Genomic DNA, 18,265 nt, shown 5'->3' with positions numbered 1-18,265 from the left:
TTTACCGTGCTGTCAGACGTAAGCGGCGGCTGACGCCGGGCCAGGCATTAAGCTAAAAGGTGGATCAAAACTTATGAATAAATGCGGTTTATGGGGCATGGCTGTCCTGTTGTTCATTTTCCAGTCACTGTCATGGACAGCGCGGGCCGACCAGGGATGGCCGCGCAGCGTACAGGGCGCGACCAGAACGGTAACGCTTAACCAGGCACCGCAGCGCATTGTCTCCACCAGCGTCACGCTGACCGGCTCGCTGCTGGCGATTGACGCGCCGGTCATCGCCTCAGGCGCGACCGCACCGAAAAGCCGCCTGGCCGACGATCAGGGCTTCTTCCGTCAGTGGGGCGAGGTGGCAAAACAGCGCCACGTTAAGCGGCTGTACATTGGTGAGCCGAGCGCCGAGGCGATTGCGGCGCAAGCCCCGGATCTGATCATCGTCAGCGCCACCGGTAATGACTCCGCCCTGAAGCTGGTCAGTCAGCTGTCCGCCATTGCCCCCACGCTGGTGGTCAACTACGACGATAAGAGCTGGCAGGATGTGGTTACGCTGCTGGGGCAGGCCACCGGCCATGAAGCACAGGCGGCGCAGCGCGTAAAAGAGTTCGACGATCGCGAAGCGGCGCTGAAGCAGGCCATTACGCTGCCGCCGCAGCCGGTCTCCGCGATGGTATGGAACGGTGATGGCCGGGCAGTGAATCTGTGGACCGCCGCATCGGCGCAGGGCAAACTGCTGCAGCAGCTCGGTTTTACCCTGGCGCAGCCGCCGGCCGGCACGCAACAGGGGCACAGCATGGGCCAGCGCAAAGACATTATTCAGCTCTCGGGCGAGAATCTCGCCGCCAGCCTGACCGGTCACAGCTTCCTGCTGTTTGCCGGCGATGACAAAACCGCGCAGTCAGTGCTGAGCAACCCGTTCCTGGCACAAAACGCGGCGGTGCGCGATAAGCAGGTCTATGCGCTGGGCATCGACACCTTCCGCCTGGATTACTACAGCGCCAGCAATCTGCTGACGCGTCTGCATCAGCTGTTCGTCAAATCATGATGTTTGCTGCGCCAGCACGGGCGCGGGCGCCTGATAGCGCCGCAATCCTTTCATCACCAGCCACATCATGACGCCAAGCAGTGTCGCGGCACAGCCAAACGCCGCGGCAGCCTGCGCCGGTAACAGCCACGAACCGAGGGCACCAATCAGCGCGGCGCCGAGGGCATCGCCGCACACGTTCTGCGCCGTCCACAGGCTGTTGATGCGGCCCAGCAGATGATCCGGCGTCAGCAGCTGAATCATCGCGTATTGCACCAGGCTGTTGATGGCACTGAAATAGCCGAAGCCCGCCAGACACAGCAGCGCCAGCCACAGCGTCGGCATCAGGCTGAACAGGCCCAGGGCGACGAAACCGGCCACGGCACTGCCCAGCACCAGCCGCCCAGGGCGCGCCGCCTGTTTCAGCCTGCCGCTGGTAAATGCACCCACGGCGGCACCGAGCGGCACGGCGGCGTACAGCATACCGAGCTGGTCGGCGCTGACTGACCAGTGCGGTGCCAGCGCCGGGTACAGCACGCGGATGGCGCTGGCCAGCGTTACCAGCGCACCGGTCAGCGCCACCATGCCGACCAGCGGGCTGGCGAACAGGAATTGCACGCCGGTTGCCAGCGCCCGCAACGGATGCTCGCGCGGCTGCGGAGGCGGGGGCAGCGCAGGCAGCTTTAGCAGCGTCAGTACCGTCAGCAGCGTGCCGAAGGCGGTCAGTCCGTAATTCCACAGCACGCCGCCGTGCGCGATCACCACACCAGCAATTGCCGGCGATAAAATCGAGCCGAAGCGCACCGTCAGCATGGTAATGGCACCGGCCTGCATGATGTTTTCGCGCCCCACCAGCGCTGGCGTAGCGGCCAGCAGCGCCGTGACGCCAATCGCACCAAAAAAGCCGTCCCACAAGCCCAGCAGATAGACCGCCAGCAGCGAAGGCGCGGGCAGCGCGGCATTTATCGCCAGCGCGACAAAGCCCAGCCCGCAGGTGGTGCGGGCAAGCAGGATCAACGTCTTACGCTCATAGCGATCGGCCAGCACGCCGCCGGTCAGCAGGCCAGTAAACATGCCGGCAGCGGACAGTGTGACGGCGAGGCCCACCAGCAGCGGGGAATGGGTCATCTGCTGAATCTGCACCGGCACGGCAACGGCCAGCATACCGAGCGCCACAATCGAGATAAAACGCGCAATAAACACCGCGCGAAACGCCGCGTGGGTTTTCAGCAATGAGAGATCGATAAAGTGAGAGGGTTTGTTCATTGTTTCGCCTTTTTGCACCAATTTTCCTCATCATCCGCGAGGCGACTCATGGTAACATAGGCAAACGCGAGTAATAACGATAACAAATATCATTATCACATTACGTTGCACCGCAACGACGTCGAACAGTGAAGGTTTAGAACGCTATGCGCCAGATCCGTGCATTAGCAGGCTCAGGGATTCTGCTTTTGCTCCTCATGGCGCTCAGTCTGATGCTGGGTGCCAAATCAATACCGCTTTCCGATGTGTATCACGCTCTCACCGCTTCCTGCTCCAGCGCGGAGTGCATCATCGTGCGCGATGCGCGCCTGCCGCGCACGCTGGCCGGTCTGCTGGCGGGTGTGGCGCTGGGGCTGGCTGGCGCGCTGATGCAGAGCCTGACGCGTAATCCGCTGGCCGAGCCGGGCATTCTGGGCGTGAACGCCGGTGCCGGTTTTGCCATCGTGCTCGGCATCGCGCTGCTGGGGGCGGACTCCCCGCTGCAGTGGCTGACGCTGGCCTTCAGCGGTGCACTGCTGGCGGCGCTGCTGATGACGGTGATTGGCGCGATGGGCGGCGGGCGCGTCAATCCGGTGCGTCTGACGCTGGCAGGCGTGGCGCTGGCGGCGGTGCTGGAGGGCTTAACCTCCGGCCTGTCGCTGCTCAATCCGGACATTTACGATCACCTGCGCTTCTGGCAGAGCGGCTCGCTGGATATCCGCGATTTCAGCGTGTTGCGCACCCTGAGCCCGGCGGTGCTGGCCGGTGCGGCGCTGGCGCTGGGGCTGGCGCAGTCGCTGAACAGCCTGAGCATGGGCGGTGATATGGCGGCGGCGCTGGGCACGCGCGTGGTGCGCACCCAACTGCTGGGCCTGCTGGCGATTGCCTTACTGAGCGGCGCGGCGACCGCCGCCGTCGGGCCGATCGCTTTTATCGGCCTGATGACGCCGCATTTTGCCCGCTGGCTGGTGGGCAACGATCACCGCTGGCTGCTGCCAGCGACGGCGCTGATCACCCCGGCGCTGCTGCTGGCGGCGGATATTCTGGGGCGGATAATGGTGGCGGGCGAACTGCGCGTCTCAATTGTGACCGCCATCCTTGGCGCGCCGATGCTGATTTTGCTGGTGCGGCGCCAGCGCGGGCGAGGTGGATTATGACGCGGCGTGCCTGGTTGCATGGCGGCTGGCTGCTAGTAGCGTGTGCGCTGCTGACGTGGCTGGCGCTGACGCGCGGTGCGCTGCCGATTACGGCGGAGCAGGTGTGGCAGGCGCTGCGCGGGCAGGGAGCGGCTAATGTGCAGCTGATTGTGGTGGAGTGGCGGCTGCCGCGCGTGCTGATGGCGCTGCTGATCGGTGCGGCGCTGGGTGTCAGCGGGGCGATTTTTCAGTCGCTGCTGCGTAACCCGCTCGGCAGCCCGGATATCCTCGGCTTCAATACCGGCGCTTACAGCGGCGTGCTGGTGGCGCTGGTGCTGTTTAATCAGAGCATCACCGCGATGACCGGGGCCGCGCTGATCGGCGGTATCGCGACGGCTGCGCTGGTGTATCTGTTTGCCTGGCGCAACGGGGTGGAAACGTTTCGGTTAATCATCGTGGGCATTAGCGTGCGCGCGCTGCTGATGGCGCTCAATGCCTGGCTGATTATCAGCGCTTCGCTGGAGTCGGCGCTCAGCGCCGGGCTGTGGAGCGCCGGCTCGCTTAACGGCATCACCTGGGCGAAAACGCCGCCGGTGGTGACGGTGCTGCTGCTGTCGCTGCTGCTGGTGGCGCTGTTAACGCGCCGCATGCGTCTGCTGGAGATGGGCGACGACACCGCCTGCGCGCTCGGCGTGCCGGTGGAGCGCAGCCGCCTGTGGCTGATGCTGCTGGGCGTGCTGCTGACCGCGGCCTCCACCGCGCTGGCGGGGCCGATCTCGTTCGTGGCGCTGCTGGCCCCGCAGATTGCGCGCCGGCTGAGCGGCGGGGAAAAAGGCGCATTATGGCTGGCGGCGCTGTGCGGCGCGCTGCTGTTGTGCGCCGCCGATTATGCCGCGCAGCATCTGTTCCTGCCTTATCAACTGCCGGTTGGCGTGATTACCGTCAGCCTGGGCGGACTCTATCTGATTGCGTTACTGGTGCGGGAGGCGCGACGCCAATGATCGATATTCCTTCACGGCTGTATGGCGAAGGCCTGACGCTGGGTTATGACAAAAAAGTGGTGGCGGAAAATCTCTCGGTGGCGATTCCGCAAGGGGAGCTGACCGTGATTATCGGCCCTAACGCCTGCGGTAAATCCACTCTGCTGCGTACTCTCAGCCGCCTGCAGGCACCGCTGAAAGGTGACGTACTGCTGGACGGCGAGGCGATTGCACGTTATCCCACCAAAGAGGTGGCGCGCCGTCTTGGCCTGCTGCCGCAGAGTTCGAACGCACCGGCGGGCATCAGCGTGAGCGAACTGGTGGCACGCGGGCGTTATCCGCATCAGTCGCTGTTTGGCCGCTGGCGCGCAGAGGATGAAGCGGCGGTGCAGCAGGCGATGCTGGCCACCGGCGTGGCGGATCTGGCGCAACAGGCGGTCGATACCCTGTCCGGCGGGCAGCGTCAGCGCGTATGGATTGCCATGGTACTGGCGCAGCAGACGCCGCTGCTGCTGCTGGATGAGCCCACCACCTGGCTGGATATAACCCACCAGATTGAGTTGCTTGAGCTGATGCAGACGCTCAATCAGCAGCATGGCCGTACGCTGGTGGTGGTGCTGCACGACCTTAATCACGCCTGCCGCTACGCCACCCATCTGATCGCCATGCGTCACGGGAAGATCATTGCCGAGGGCAAGCCTGGCGAGATTGTGACGCCGGCGCTGATTGAGCAGGTATACGGGTTACGCTGTGTGATTGTTGAGGATCCGGTGGCGCATACGCCAATGATTGTGCCGCTGGGGCGCGGGCGCTAAGGCGGAAGAAAGGGCTGTTGTTTAAACGTTTTCTGCCATGCGGTTCCCTCTCCCGCCGGGATGTACAGTCCGGGGACATCGTGAACACTTGTTCGGGGACATGGTAGACACTTACAACTAAGGCATAAGAACCCGTTTATGGAGTCGCTTATGCCCTGGGATGCGAGAGATACCATGTCATTACGTACTGAGTTTGTTCTGTTCGCCTCGCAAGACGGGGCGAACATCCGCGAGCTGTGCCGCCGCTACGGCATATCTCCCGCCACCGGCTACAAGTGGCTTCGCCGCTGGGATGAGGAAGGACCGTCCGGCCTTCAGGACCGCTCCCGCGCGCCCCGTCACTCACCCAACCGCTCATCTGACGATATCACTGAGCTGCTGCGTATGGCGCATGAACTTCATCAGCACTGGGGGGCCCGCAAGATTAAGCGCTGGCTCGAAGACCGCGGGCACCGCATGCCGGCCTTCAGCACCGTCCACAACCTGATGGCCCGCCACGGCCTGCTGCCGGGCGCAGCGCCGGGCGTCCCGGCCACCGGCCGGTTTGAGCATACGGCCCCGAACCGGCTCTGGCAGATGGATTTTAAGGGCCACTTTCCCTTTGGCGGCGGCCGCTGCCACCCGCTTACCCTGCTGGACGACCACTCCCGGTTCTCGCTGTGCCTGGTACACTGCGCCGACGAACGGCGTGAGACGGTACAGGAGCAGCTGGTCAGCGTCTTTGAGCGCTACGGCCTGCCGGACCGGATGACGATGGACAACGGCTCGCCGTGGGGCGACACCACCGGCACCTGGACGGCAGTGGAGCTGTGGCTGATGCGCCACGGCATCCGGGTGGGGCACTCGCGGCCGTATCATCCGCAGACGCAGGGCAAGCTGGAGCGCTTTCACCGCAGCCTGAAGGCGGAAGTGCTGCAGGGGAAGTGGTTCGCGGACAGCGGTGAGCTGCAGCGCGCCTTCGACCACTGGCGGACGGTCTACAACCTCGAGCGCCCGCATGAGGCGCTGGAGATGGCGGTGCCGGCGTCGCGCTATCAGCCCTCATCGCGGCAGTACAGCGGGCGCGTAGCGCCACCGGAATACGACGAGGGCGTGATGGTCAGGAAGGTGGATATCAGCGGGAAGCTGAGCGTAAAAGGACTCAGCCTGAAGGCGGGCAAGGCGTTCAGGGGAGAGCGTGTCGGGCTGAAGGAGACGGGGGAAGACGGTTATTACGAGGTGTGGTGGTACAGCACAAAAGTGGGGGTGATCGACCTGAAGAAAAAGTCGATCACCATGGGTAAAGGATGTTAAAAAGTGTTCACTATGTCCCCGAACACCTGTCTGCCATGTCCCCGGACTGTACAGGGAGAGGGTGAGGGCAAAACCGCTACGCCAGCAACTGCTGCAACAGCGGCCCGATCTGCTCAAACATGCGAGGCGAGATAATCTCGACGTGGGCGCAATCCATCGGCCACACCGTCAGCTCACCGACATAGGGCGCCCAGGCGCGGCGCGCATCCTGGCCTGGCTGCTGCGTCTGTTCGGCGAGGAACAGCGTAGCGCGGCCGCCGAAGCGTGCGCTGCGCGCCGTGGCCAGCAGACGCACCGAGCTGGCGTAGTTGGCTTCGATGGTATCGAACATGGCCTGCATCTCTTCACCGGCCTGATGGCGCTGCGCGGCGATAAACTGTTCGCGCTCGCGATTCACCTCCTCCAGCACCGCCGGATCCAGCACATTCTCGCCGCGCTTCTCATCCCAGTTCTGCGTTTCCGGCGGCCAGGTGTCGAGCAGGCCAAGGAAGGCGACCTCTTCACCCGCCGCTTCCAGCCGGGCAGCAATGCCCTGCGCCAGCGTACCGCCCAGCGAGTAGCCGAGGAAATAGTATGGCCCGTGCGGTTGTACCTCGCGCAGCGTGCGCAAATGCGCCTCACAGACCTCATCGAGGTGCGCGCTCTGATTCAGCGGTCCCTGCGTGTCAGGCGACTGAATGCCGACCAGTGACCAGCGTGGGTCAAGGTAACGCTGCAGCACGCTGAACTGCCAGGCGAAGCCGGACGCCGGGTGGAAGCAGAACAGCGTCGGTCCGCTGCCTTTACGCAGCGGCAGCACCGCTTCAAAGCCCGCCTGCTGATGGGATTGTCCATCGCTCAGCAGCGCCGCCAGTTTTTCCACCGTCGGGGCGATCATGATCTGCCCAACCGAAACCGGCAGCTGGAGCTCGCGGCGCAGCTGCGCAGCCAGGCGCATCGCCAGCAGCGAATGGCCACCGAGCGCAAAGAAATCATCCTGCGCACCGATCGTGTCGCAGGCCAGCAGGCGGCAGAACGCTGCGGCCAGCGTGCTCTCTAAACCGGGCAGTGGCGCGCGCCCCTGGCGCTGCGTGGTGCACTGCGGCAGCGGCAGCGCTTTGCGATCCAGTTTGCCGTTGCTGCTGAGCGGCAGCGCCTCCAGCTGGACGATGGCCACCGGCACCATGTGTGCCGGTAGCTGCTGTGCCAGCGCCTGACGCAGCGCGTCGCCATCCACCGGCTGAGGCGCCACCACGTAGCCCACCAGCTGACGCGCATCGCCCTGTGCCGCCGCACTGCCCAGCACCACCGCATGCGTCACCGCCTGCTCAATGCCGGGCTGGGCGCACAGCGCATGATCAATTTCGTTCAGCTCAATGCGCTGACCGCGGATCTTCAGCTGGTCATCGCTGCGCCCGAGATACTCCACCGCACCGTTGTCCAGCCAGCGCGCTACGTCGCCGGTCAGGTACATGCGCTCGCCAGCGGCGTACGGGTCGGCGATAAAGCGGCTGGCGGTCAGCTCCGGCCGGTTGAGATAGCCGTGCGCCAGCTGAATGCCGGTAAGATAGAGATCGCCGGCCACGCCCGGCGGCACCGGCTGCATTTGCGCATCAAGAATGCGCAGGCCGGTGTTCCACACCGGGAAGCCGATCGGTACGCTTGGGCCATCGACAGCGGCGAGCGCCGCGCCATACGCCGGATACCAGCTGACATCAACGGCCGCTTCGGTCGGCCCATACAGATTGTGCAGCGGCACGCGGGTCAATGTTTCCCAGCTGCGCGACAGATCGGTGGGCAATGCTTCACCGCTGCAGAACACATTGCGCAGGCTGGCGCAGCACGCTATCGCGGCCGGGTGGTCGAGCGCCGCGACAAAGGCCGCCAGCATCGAGGGTACGAAATGCGTGGTGGTGACTTTGTAGCGGGCAAACAGTTGCTGTAAGGCTTCCGGATCGCGGTGTGCATCCGGCGGCGCCATCACCAGCTGCGCGCCGACCAGCAGCGGCCAGAAGAACTCCCACACCGAGACATCAAAGCTGCTCGGCGTTTTCTGCAGCACCACGTCATCCGCCTGCAGCGGATAACGATCCTGCATCCACAGCAGGCGATTAACGATCGCCTGATGGCCGACCAGCACGCCTTTCGGCCGGCCGGTAGAGCCGGAGGTATAGATGATGTACGCGCCATCCTGCGGCGTCGGCGAGCTGGCCGGTGCCGGTGCATGTTCGGCATTGTACAGGGTGTCAAAGTGCAGCTGACTGACCGGCGCGATGGCGCGGAAGCGGGCACTGAGCGCGGCAGCGGTAATCAGCGTTTTGGGCGCGGCGTCTTCCAGCATCAGCTGGAGCCGCTCGTCCGGATAGCCGGTATCCAGCGGCAGATAAGCGGCCCCGAGCGTCACAATGGCCTGCAGCGCCAGCGACAGCTGCACCGAACGCGGCAGCGCCACGGCGACGATATCACCCCGCTGCACGCCGGCCGCACTGAGATCGGCCGCCAGCGCGAATACCTGCTGCTGCATCTGGCGATAGTTCAGCTGGTGCTGCGCATCGGCAAGTGCCGGTGCGTCCGGGGTGCGCTGCGCCTGCTGCGCCAGCAGCGACGCCAGGGTTTCCGCTGGCAGCGGATGGGCAGTCTGATTGATGGCCGCAATCTGCTGCTGCTCCGCTGGCGTCAGCAGATCGAGCTCGCCCAGCGCGCGCTGCGGCTGCGCGGCCAGCTGGCTGAGCAGCAGGGCAAAGCGGCTGGCATGGCGCTGCAGCGTCTCCGCAGCATAGCGCTGCGCGTTCGCGAGAAGCTCCAGCGTCAGATCGCCGTGCTCGCTGAGGTAAATCGCGATTTCCAGATCGCGCACCGGGCCGGAGGCCAGCTGATGCGTGATGCCTTCAATGCCGGCGAAATCGAGCTGGTAGTCAAACATCTTCAGGTTGATCACCGGGCCATACAGCGGATCGCTATCGCCGAGGCGGCCGAGATCGCGCTGCACCTGTTCAGCATCGTAGCGCTGATGACGGCGCATTTTTTTCACTTCCGCGGCCAGCTGAGCGGCGAGATCGCCGAGCGTTTGTCCCGGCTGGTAATGCACCGCCATCGGCAGCACGTTAATCACCGGACCGGTGGCGCACAGCGCGGCGGAGCCGATGCGGCGCATGAAGATGAAGCCGGCAGCAAAATCATTTTGTCCGCTGAGGCGAGCCAGCCACAGCGCTACCAGCGCAAAGGCCAGATCGGCGGCGCTGTGCTGTGGATGCTGGCTGGTCAGCGTCTGGAAGCGGTGACGATCCAGCGTAACGCTGTGGCGCAGCAGATCGGTGCTGGCGCTCTGACCGGCCAGCGGCAGCGGAGACAGCGAGGCGGGCGCGGGCAGGGCGCGGCCTTTTTCGCGCCAGAATTCGCCGTCACGGCTGTAAGACGCCGACTGCTGATAGCGCTGATACTCGTCAACCACGGCGCTGAACGGAATAAACGGTGTCGGCTCAGGCGGCTGGTGCTGTACGGCGGCGCTGTACAGATTGGCGATGCGGCGCGTCAGCGCGGTAAAGCTGAAGCCATCCACCACCAGATGGTGATAGCGCTGATACCAGAACCAGTGCTGCTCGCCGAGGCGGAACAGACGATGGTGCCACAGCGGCGCGCCGCTCAGCACACGCAGGTCACCCTGCATATCGGCACGCATCAGGGCGCGTGCGGCGGCAGCGGCATCCGCTTCGCCGCGCAGATCAACGATGTCTGGCAGGCTGAAGGTCTGCGGCTGCGGCCACTGCAGCGGCTCGCCGTCGATTTCGCCGAACGCCATATTCAGGGTATCGGCTTCCTGCATGCCGTCGACGATGGCCTGCGCCAGCAGCGCGCTGTTGATGTCGCCGCGCAGTTCGACAAAGTGCGCGACCGCGTAGGCGTTGTGATGGCGGCTGAGCTGGTCGGCGATCCAGATGCCAGGCTGCGCCGCCACCAGCGGCAGAGTTTGTTGGTCAATCATAGTGTCGTTCATCAGAGAATTTACTGTCGCTCCGGTTCACGTCTGGCGTGATGAATGAATTTGGATTGCGCCACAAAGCTTGCAGACCGTCGAGCAGACCACCGCGCCAGCACAGCGCGTCATGGCCGCCCTCTACCGGCTGGTAATGCACCTGATAGCCGGCAGCGGTAAGTTGTTGTTGTAATTGTTGATTGGCTTGCAGAATCAGGCCTTCACGCTGGCCTGCTTCCAGCCAGAAACGCAGCGGCTGGCGAGGTGCCAGGCCATGGTCCAGCGCCTGCAGCAGCCAGCCATGCGGGTTACCACGCTCCGGCCACCAGAAGGAGCCGGACAGGCTGAGCGCATTACCAAAGGTGTGGGGAAAGTGCAGCGCGGCAAACACCGCGGCCAGACCGCCGAAGCTTTGTCCGGCAACCAGCGTGCGCGCCGGCTGCGCATCGTACGGCATCCAGCGTGCCACCTGCGGCAACAGCTCCTGCTGCACCGCCTGCCAGAATTGCGGATTGCATGGCAGCTCGCGGCTGCGGTGTTCGCGATCGATAATGTCGATAAACAGGTAGACCGCCGGCGGCAGCTTGCCCGCGGCCGTCAGCTGCTGCAGCGGTCCGGCAATCGGCATCTGCTGCGCCCAGAACTGACCATCGAGCAGTATCGCCAGCGGACGCGGGCCGTGCTGCGCCTCGCCTGTGGCGTACAGCCACACCCGTCGACGATTGCCGAGCAGCGCACTGTCCCACTGCTGCTCCTGCAGCGTCAGCGCCGGGGCGCGGCCCTCATCCACCGCACGCCACACCTGCTGGTCGGGCGCGTCAGGCAGGTGCAGCAGTGACACGCCCATGCCGCGTCCGCCGGACCAGCTGCGCAGCGGATTGAGCGCATCGGCCTGCGCGGCAGGGAATTTTTCGCGCCACCAATGGCGCAGCGCATGCATGTCAGGCTCGCCGCTGAAATCGCTGGCCTGCCGATCCGGCATCAGGCAGTAGCTGCCGCGCCAGTGTGACGGCAGCACGGTTTGCCAGTACCAGACATCGCTACTGGCGACGCGCATCAGCGATTGCGGCGGGCGCCGCTGATGGTGATCGGTCACGCCGGTGATGTTGATCCACACGCGCTGGGTGTGGGAGGTGGTTTCACTGCCTTGCGGATCGCGCCAGAAGAAGGTCACCAGACAGGTGCCATCCTGCTGCGGCTCAATGCGCGGAATGCCCTGAGTCTGTTGCTCCTGCCACCAGGCTTCGCTACCAATTCCATCATTTCGCCAGGTCATAGGGGCTGCCAGTCGCCGTCTGTACGGGGAGGTTTACATAGGATTGATAAATAATACTATTGATAATTATTTGCATTTGCAATAGGGTGACTGCGCTCAAAATGAGCACGCACGTTCCGTCTGGCACCCGGTAAGTCATGGGATTCAGCAAAGGATGGCCCTGCCAGGTGTGAACGGCTGCGCGATAAAGACAGGGATCTTCTCACCGGCTCGCCAGTCACTCCGCTGTGGCGCAGAACTGGCCTTCCAGGAATGAAAAAAATGAAGCATTACTCGCGGTTAACCTTCGCTATTTTGATTGAACTGGGGCTCAGCGCCTCACTGCTCTCCGGCAGCGCCTGGGCAGCAGAGACTTCCAGCAAGACGACTTCCAGCAACGCCTCTTCTCCCGATGCCAGCGCGATGGACGGTGGCACCTTAATGGTGACGGCCCAGCAGCAGACGCTGCAGGCACAGGGGGTTTCCACCATCACCGCCGATGAGATCAAAAAGCATCCACCGGCGCGCGATGTCTCAGAAATTATCCGTACCATGCCGGGGGTTAACCTGACCGGTAACTCGACCAGCGGCCAGCGCGGCAACAACCGTCAGATCGATATTCGCGGCATGGGACCGGAAAATACCCTGATCATGGTGGACGGCATGCCGATCACCAGCCGTAACTCAGTGCGTCTCGGCTGGCGCGGTGAGCGTGATACGCGCGGCGATACCAACTGGGTGCCGCCGGAGATGATTGATCACATCGACGTGATTCGCGGGCCGGCCGCGGTGCGCTACGGTAACGGCGCGGCGGGCGGTGTAGTGAACATCATCACCAAAAAGTACAGCGATCAGCAGTGGCACGGTTCGTGGAATACCTACTTCAACGCGCCGGAACACAAATCGGAAGGGGCGACCAAACGCACCAACTTCAGCCTTGAAGGGCCGCTGGGCGACGACTTCAACTTCCGGCTGTATGGCGGTTTAGCCAAAACTCAGGCCGACGCGTACGACATCAATGAAGGACATGCGGCAGCGCGCACCGGCAGCTATGCCGGCAGCTACCCGGCAGGCCGCGAAGGCTCGGTAAACAAAGACATCAATGCGTTGCTGAGCTGGGCGTTTGCCCCCATGCAGACGCTGGAGCTGCAGGCCGGTTACAGTCGTCAGGGCAACCTGTACGCGGGCGATACGCAGAACACCAACACTAACGCGCTGGTGAAGAGCCTGTACGGCGATGAAACCAACCGTCTGTATCGCCAGAATATTTCACTGAAATGGACCGGCGCGTGGGATAACGGCATCAGCACCAGCAGCTGGGCGCGCTACGAAAAAACCCGCAATACGCGCATTAATGAAGGTCTGGCGGGCGGCACGGAAGGGATTTTCTCCAACAGCGGGTTCAATACCATTCAGCTGGACGATGTGCTGCTGCACAGTGAAATCAGCCTGCCGTTTGAGCTGGGCGTCAATCAGACCGCGACGCTGGGCACCGAGTGGAACCAGCAGCGCATGAAAGATCCTTCGTCGACCACCCAGGCTGCCAGCAACGGCGCTGTGCCAGGCATCGCCAGCACCGGCCGCAGTCCTTATGCCCAGGCGGAGATTTTCTCCCTGTTTGCCGAAGACAACATGGAGCTGACCGACAGCACCATGCTGACGCCGGCGCTGCGCTTCGATCATCACTCCATCGTTGGCAACAACTGGAGCCCGTCGCTTAACCTGTCGCAGGGGCTGGGCGATGACTTCACGCTGAAGATGGGGATTGGCCGGGCCTACAAAGCGCCGAGTCTGTACCAGACGAACCCGAACTACCTGCTGTACAGCAACGGCCAGGGCTGCGCCGCCAGCACCGGCGCCTGCTATTTGCAGGGTAATCCGAATCTGAAAGCGGAAAACAGCATCAATAAAGAAGTTGGGCTGGAGTGGAAGCATGAAGGTTATCAGGCCGGTCTGACCTGGTTCCGTAACGATTACCGCAACAAGATTGAAGCCGGCTATGCGCCTTCAGGTAAAGCCTCTAACGGCACCACGGATATCTATCGCTGGGAGAACGTGCCGAAAGCGGTGGTGGAAGGGCTGGAAGGTACGGTCAATGTTCCTTTCTCTGACAGCGTGATGTGGAATAACAACTTCACCTACATGCTGCAGAGCAAGAACAAGGAGACCGGCGATCGTCTGTCGATCATTCCGGAGTATACGCTGAACTCGACGCTGAGCTGGCAGGCAACGCAGGATCTGTCGCTGCAAACCACCCTGACGTGGTACGGCACCCAGACGCCGAAGAAGTACGACTACAAAGGACAGCCGGTCACCGGCAGCGCCACCGACAAAGTGAGCCCGTACTCGATTGTCGGCCTGAGCGGTACTTACGATATCAATAAGTACGCCAGCGTGACGCTGGGCATCGATAACCTGTTCGATAAGCGCCACTTCCGTGAGGGCAATGCGCAAACCACCGGTAACGCCACCACCGGCGCTTATCTCTACGGTGCCGGTGCCAATACCTATAACGAATCAGGCCGTACTTACTATATGAGCCTCAACACCCACTTCTGATGGCGCTCAGCCAATCAGTTGCGTTGGCAAACAGCAGCGGGCGACCAGTCCGCTGCTGTCTTCGCGGTTCACCAGTTCCAGCCTGCCGCGATGCATCTGCACAATTCGCAGCACAATGTTCAGGCCCAGGCCGCTGCCGCCATAGCGTTGATCGCGCCGCCGGAACGCCTGCGTCAGCTCTTCTGCCGCATCGGCATCAATACCCGGCCCCTGATCCCACACTTCAACCCAGACCTGCTGTTGTACCTGACGCAGCTTCACCTGCACGCTGCTGCCTTCCGGACTGTAGCGCGACGCGTTCTCCAGCAAATTGCGCAGCATCAGGCGCAGCAGCACCGCTTCACCCTGCTGCGGCACCTCGTCGCCGTCGGGCCAGTGCAGCGTCTGCTGACGCTGGGCGTACAGTTCCGCCATTTCCGGCATAAGCGGCTGCATGATGTCGCGCTGCCACTGCAGCTGCTGATAGTGGCCGCCCGCCAGCGCCTGACCGGCGCGCGACAGCATCAGCAACTGTTCGACGGTGTGCATCAGCTGGTCGATGCGCTCAATCAGCATGGCGCTTTGCGGCACCTGCTGCTGATGCAGAAGCTCGAGATGCAGGCGCAGCCCGGCCAGCGGCGTACGCAGCTCGTGCGCGGCATCGGCGGTGAATAATCGCTCCTGCTGCAGCGTGTGATCGAGACGGGAAAACAGTTGATTGATGGAGGAGGTGACCGCAACGATTTCATCCATCTCGGAGTAAATCGGCAGCGGCGTCAGGTTGTCGGCAGAGCGGTGGGCAAGGCTGTCCTGTAGCGATTTGAGCGGACGGATAATCCAGTTGATGGCCCAGAACGACAGCAGCAGCGTCAGGCTTACCATCACCAGCGAAGGCAGCAACAGCGAAGCGATGGCCTCACGGATCTCATTCTCCACACGATCGTTACGCGCCTGGGCCGACAGGGTTTCATTGACGAGGAAACTGATCTGTTCGCGGCTTTCATGCCACAGCCAGATGGCGCTCATCACCTGGCAGGTGAGGAGAATCAGCGCCAGCATGATCAGTAACCGCTGACGCATGCTGTTCATTCGCGCAGTTCCAGCCGGTAGCCAACGCCGCGCACGGTTTTGATGCGATCTTTCCCCAGCTTGCGGCGCAGATTATGAATGTGGACTTCTAAAGTGTTGGAGCCGGGATCGTCGTTCCAGCTGTAGAGATCCTGCTGCAGCGTTTCGCGATGCACATTTTGCCCCACGCGCATCAGCAGGCGAGTGAGCAGGGCGAACTCTTTGGGGGTGATCTCCAGCGGCAGATTCTCCAGCAGTACCTGCTGCGAGCTGAGATTGAGCGTCAGATCGCCCTGCTGCAGCAGGTTGTCGCTGTGCCCCTGATATCGGCGGATCAGCGCGCGCACCCGCGCCTGCAGTTCTGCCAGCGCAAACGGCTTGACCAGGTAATCGTCGGCACCGGCGTCCAGCCCGTCGACGCGATCCTCCAGCGCATCGCGCGCGGTCAGGATCAGCACCGGCACCGCGATGCCGTCGCGCCGCCACTGGCGCAGCAACGTGGCGCCATCGCGATCCGGCAGGCCGAGATCCAGCACGATCAGGCTGTACTGGCTACTGCGCAGCAGGGCGTTGCTTTCCGCCGCGCTGCCAGCGCAATCCACGGCGTAGCCCTCGCTGCTCAGCGCCTGCGCCAGGCCCGATTGTAACAACGCATCATCTTCAACGATCAACAGTTTCATTAGTTGTTCTTGTTAATGTCGGTATAGAGCCGGCTCTCAAAGCGCACCAGCGGAATCCGCCGCGTTTTCTGGTCTTCCGGCGGTACCGCATAGCCAGAGAGGAACTGGACAAAGGCCACGCGCGCACCGCTCGACGTGGTGATGAACCCAGCCAGATTATAGACGCCCTGCAGCGAACCGGTTTTTGCCGACACTTTGCCATCCAGCCCCGCTTCGTGCAGACCGCCGCGATACTGCAGCGTGCCGTCATAACCCGCCAGCGGCAGCATCGAAATATAATTCAGCGTGGCGTCATTTTTGGCGATGAACTGCAGCACCTGCATCATAGTATCCGGCGCGATCAGGTCGTGACGCGACAGGCCGGATCCATCCACCTGAATGCTGTTGCCGAGGTCGACGCCGGCTTTTTCGCGCAGCACACGCCTGACCGCATCCGAACCGGCGCGGAAGGTGCCCGGCACGTTAAAGTAGTGATGGCCGATAGTGCGGAACACGGTATCGGCGATCATGTTGTCTGACTTTTTCAGCATGGTGTGCAGCAGGTTGTGCAGCGGTGCGGACTGCGTCGAGGCCAGCACCGTACCCGGTGACGTCACCTGCGTCTGGCGCACTAAATGGCCGCTGTAATCAATATCGGCGTCGCGCAGCTGCGCTTTAAGGATCTCGCCGGCCCACGCGGCGCCATCCTGCACGGCAAACGCCAGGGGCAGCGGTTCCGCACGCTGGCGCATACAGCCGGTCAGCGTGTAGCGATTGAGCTCGCCGGGCACCACGTCCAGTTCGCAATACTGCCCGTCACCGCTGTTGCGTCCGATCGTGCGCACCTGACTGAACATGTGCGCCGGATAGTAAGAGGCGATGCGCACAAAGGCGTTTTCGCCGGGCGTATTGGCACTGTAGAGCGAAACCGAGAAGCAGTTTTTATCAACAATCGCCGCACCTGGCGGGGCGCTGAAACACTGTGTCAGATCGTTCCACGGCCAGCCTGGCGCCATATCGTGACTGGCGAACACCGAGGTGTCGATCACCAGATTACCTTTGATATGGTTGATGCCCTGCTTTTTCAGCGCCGCCACCATATTGCGCAGATCCTGGCGGCTAAGCGTCGGATCGCCGGCAAAACGCGCCACCAGGTCGCCATTTAAGGTGCCATCGCTGACCGCGCCTTTGGTCTCCAGCGTGGTCTGAAAACGGAAGTCCGGGCCCAGTTCCAGCAGTGCCGCCAGCGCGGTGATCACTTTCATGGTACTGGCCGGCAACGCCATCTGTTTGCCGTGATAGTCGATTATCGGGGTGGATGCGCCCACTTTTTGTACCATCAGCGCCAGGTTTGCGCCGTCTGGCAAATACTGCATGTATTCTTCAACGGGTGCTGCTTGTGCCTGCAGCATAAACGCACAGGTTAATCCGGTAACAAGTCGTGAAAATCGCATAATCTCGCGGTAACTGACGGGTGAAGGCGTCAATACTATGTCCCCGGACGGTGCAAAGTAAACAATGACCCACAGGGAACTCTGGGGTAAAATACGTATCAAAATGCAAAACCGATACCTGACCCGGAAAGCTTTCCGGGTCAGGATTCTTTTGCTTGTGAAAAGAGGTTACGCGCCGCAGAAGCCGATCTTCTGCTGTCACCGGTCAGGATGACGCCGTTAACCAGGATAGATGACGAGGAGCCAAAATGAATCAGATTCCGATGACGTTGAAAGGCGCTGAGAAGCTGCGTGAAGAGCTGAACGAACTGAAAACCGTTAAGCGTCCGCGCATCATCGCCTCTATCGCCGAAGCCCGTGAGCACGGCGATCTGAAAGAGAATGCCGAATACCACGCCGCGCGCGAAGAACAGGGGTTCTGCGAAGGGCGTATTCAGGAGATCGAAGCCAAGCTCTCCAATGCACAGGTGATTGACGTGACCGCCATGCCGAAAACCGGCCGCGTGATTTTTGGCGCCACCGTCACCGTGCTGAATGTCGATACCGATGAAGAGTTTACTTACCGGATTGTCGGCGACGACGAAGCGGACTTTAAACAGAACCTGATTTCCGTGAATTCGCCGATGGCGCGCGGTCTGGTGGGCAAAGAGGCCGATGACGTGGCTATTGTTAAAACCCCAGGCGGCGATGTGGAATATGAAGTGCTGAAAGTGGAATACATCTAAGATATTGCTACGCTTTGAAATGCGTAGCTGCATATTGTAAAGAAAGGAAAAAGGCCGCGCTGCGGCCTTTTATCCCATGCAGGAGCATGGCACTTTCTCTGCCCGTCGGACGAGCCGTAACGGTACG

The 18,265-nt window shown here is 62.4% G+C and carries 13 protein-coding genes; 7 read left to right on the top strand and 6 right to left on the bottom strand.

Going from position 1 to position 18,265, the window contains the following annotated elements:
* Positions 1 to 73 precede the first annotated feature (73 nt).
* A complete protein-coding gene (fepB, locus tag C1N84_RS16415; RefSeq protein WP_125309466.1) occupies positions 74 to 1,039 on the top strand; it encodes a Fe2+-enterobactin ABC transporter substrate-binding protein in 966 nt (321 codons plus the stop codon).
* On the opposite strand, the gene entS is transcribed toward fepB, so the two are convergent.
* Positions 1,034 to 2,284, bottom strand: a complete 1,251-nt coding sequence (gene entS, locus C1N84_RS16410; RefSeq protein ID WP_125309464.1) for an enterobactin transporter EntS — start codon at positions 2,282 to 2,284, stop codon at positions 1,034 to 1,036. The two genes, fepB and entS, sit on opposite strands and share 6 nt — an antisense overlap.
* Before the next feature lie 146 nt (positions 2,285 to 2,430).
* Between entS and fepD the strand changes: the two genes are divergently transcribed.
* The 4 genes from fepD (at position 2,431) to C1N84_RS16390 (ending at position 6,487) form a co-directional block, all read left to right on the top strand.
* A complete protein-coding gene (gene fepD, locus C1N84_RS16405; protein WP_264441689.1) occupies positions 2,431 to 3,420 on the top strand; it encodes a Fe(3+)-siderophore ABC transporter permease in 990 nt (329 codons plus the stop codon).
* Positions 3,417 to 4,400, top strand: a complete 984-nt coding sequence (fepG, locus tag C1N84_RS16400; protein ID WP_264441688.1) for an iron-enterobactin ABC transporter permease — start codon at positions 3,417 to 3,419, stop codon at positions 4,398 to 4,400. Before fepD ends, fepG begins: the two co-directional genes overlap by 4 nt.
* Positions 4,397 to 5,194, top strand: coding sequence for an ATP-binding cassette domain-containing protein (locus C1N84_RS16395; protein WP_058780378.1), 798 nt, complete (start codon positions 4,397 to 4,399; stop codon positions 5,192 to 5,194). The genes fepG and C1N84_RS16395 overlap by 4 nt, the downstream gene beginning before the upstream one ends.
* Before the next feature lie 138 nt (positions 5,195 to 5,332).
* Entirely contained in the window at positions 5,333 to 6,487 is a 1,155-nt protein-coding gene (locus C1N84_RS16390) for an IS481 family transposase (protein ID WP_211727363.1), read from the top strand.
* A 76-nt stretch (positions 6,488 to 6,563) separates the two neighbouring features.
* Here the strand turns inward: C1N84_RS16390 and C1N84_RS16385 are convergent, their stop codons facing one another.
* A complete protein-coding gene (locus C1N84_RS16385; protein ID WP_264441687.1) occupies positions 6,564 to 10,448 on the bottom strand; it encodes an enterobactin synthase subunit F in 3,885 nt (1,294 codons plus the stop codon).
* The gene (gene fes / locus C1N84_RS16380; protein WP_264441686.1) at positions 10,441 to 11,715 is read right to left on the bottom strand and encodes an enterochelin esterase; all 1,275 of its coding nucleotides are present in this window, start codon (positions 11,713 to 11,715) and stop codon (positions 10,441 to 10,443) included. The genes C1N84_RS16385 and fes overlap by 8 nt, the downstream gene beginning before the upstream one ends.
* 261 nt (positions 11,716 to 11,976) lie before the next feature.
* Between fes and C1N84_RS16375 the strand changes: the two genes are divergently transcribed.
* Positions 11,977 to 14,253, top strand: a complete 2,277-nt coding sequence (locus C1N84_RS16375) for a TonB-dependent siderophore receptor (RefSeq protein WP_264441685.1) — start codon at positions 11,977 to 11,979, stop codon at positions 14,251 to 14,253.
* A gap of 6 nt (positions 14,254 to 14,259) precedes the next feature.
* On the opposite strand, the gene pmrB is transcribed toward C1N84_RS16375, so the two are convergent.
* From pmrB to dacB, 3 genes are read right to left on the bottom strand one after another with little or no spacing between them, the layout of a single operon-like run.
* Positions 14,260 to 15,321 carry a two-component system sensor histidine kinase PmrB gene (pmrB, locus tag C1N84_RS16370; RefSeq protein ID WP_125309456.1) on the bottom strand — a complete coding sequence of 354 codons (1,062 nt, stop codon included), beginning with the start codon at positions 15,319 to 15,321 and terminating at the stop codon, positions 14,260 to 14,262.
* Positions 15,318 to 15,980: a two-component system response regulator PmrA gene (pmrA, locus tag C1N84_RS16365; RefSeq protein ID WP_021507711.1), complete on the bottom strand. Its 663-nt coding sequence runs from the start codon at positions 15,978 to 15,980 to the stop codon at positions 15,318 to 15,320. Before pmrA ends, pmrB begins: the two co-directional genes overlap by 4 nt.
* Positions 15,980 to 17,413, bottom strand: coding sequence for a serine-type D-Ala-D-Ala carboxypeptidase (gene dacB, locus C1N84_RS16360; protein ID WP_031279733.1), 1,434 nt, complete (start codon positions 17,411 to 17,413; stop codon positions 15,980 to 15,982). Before dacB ends, pmrA begins: the two co-directional genes overlap by 1 nt.
* A 248-nt stretch (positions 17,414 to 17,661) precedes the next feature.
* Between dacB and greA the strand changes: the two genes are divergently transcribed.
* On the top strand, positions 17,662 to 18,138 hold the full coding sequence (greA, locus tag C1N84_RS16355; RefSeq protein ID WP_021507709.1) for a transcription elongation factor GreA: 477 nt from the start codon (positions 17,662 to 17,664) through the stop codon (positions 18,136 to 18,138).
* Positions 18,139 to 18,265 lie beyond the last annotated feature (127 nt).

It is taken from the genome of Pantoea sp. SGAir0418, assembly GCF_043529865.1.
The sequence above is the reverse complement of the archived record's forward strand: the minus strand, read 5'-3'. Positions and strand labels throughout refer to the sequence as shown.